Genomic DNA, 439 nt, shown 5'->3' with positions numbered 1-439 from the left:
GCGGAGCGCCTGCCAACACCGAATTGACCAATCGGTGCTCGTTTGCCTGGCGCGCTGCGGCCAGTGCGTGGTCCAATGCGACCTCACAGTCGGCGACCCGCCCGAGGCGTGCCAGACATCCCGCTCGAACCGTGTGTGCTTTGGCCTCCCCCGCGGCGTCGCCCAATTCGGCCAGTGTCGCTGCGGCGGCGGCTACTGCGGATTCGATCTCGTTCAGGCGCTCGGGGTCGACAAGCATGGACAGTTCGCCATCGAAACATGTCGCCCACGCTGCGACTCGGGCTGAATTGTGTGTTCCTTCCTTCAGGTCCGCCACTGCACCGGCCGCCGACGACACATCGCCCGCGGCCAGCAATGCCTCACACCGCGCCACGAGAAGTTCGACCCGCTGGCCGTCGCGGTCTGGCAGTTCGTCGTCCACGTCCTCCAGCGCGTGCAA

1 protein-coding gene is annotated in these 439 nt (G+C 66.7%); it reads right to left on the bottom strand.

Annotated features, from left to right (window positions below; translation table 11 throughout):
• Window positions 1-421, bottom strand: a 421-nt coding sequence (locus tag IMZ11_RS44215; RefSeq protein ID WP_228649741.1) for a hypothetical protein, incomplete at its 3' end; no start/stop codon positions are given.
• Window positions 422-439 lie beyond the last annotated feature (18 nt).

This window comes from Microtetraspora sp. AC03309, assembly GCF_020826795.1.
Taxonomy (GTDB): Bacteria; Actinomycetota; Actinomycetes; order Streptosporangiales; family Streptosporangiaceae; genus Microtetraspora; species Microtetraspora glauca.
Note: the sequence above shows the minus strand (reverse complement) of the source record. Positions and strands in the feature narration are given on the sequence as shown.